Raw genomic sequence first — 225 nt, 5'->3', positions numbered from 1 at the left:
GAATAGCTGAGATATTTGTTATTATAGATATAAATAAAATGTAATTAACAGAATCAGAAAAGAGGTTTGGTTATATGACAATAGTAATAACGATTGGTTGTTTTAAAGGGGGTGTAGGTAAATCTACTTTAACAGAAATACTTACTTATTTATTAGCGAAAGATGGTTATAAAGTATTAGCAATTGATACAGATCCTCAAAGTAATTTAACTGAAAAAATACAAA

At 25.8% G+C, this 225-nt stretch carries 1 protein-coding gene; it reads left to right on the top strand.

From position 1 onward, the window contains the following. Positions 1-74: 74 nt before the first annotated feature. The coding region (locus tag TP70_RS08635; protein WP_044361023.1) for a ParA family protein at positions 75-225 on the top strand (151 nt) is incomplete at its 3' end.

This window comes from Staphylococcus microti, from assembly GCF_000934465.1.
Taxonomy (GTDB): Bacteria; Bacillota; Bacilli; order Staphylococcales; family Staphylococcaceae; genus Staphylococcus; species Staphylococcus microti.
Note: the sequence above shows the minus strand (reverse complement) of the source record. Positions and strands in the feature narration are given on the sequence as shown.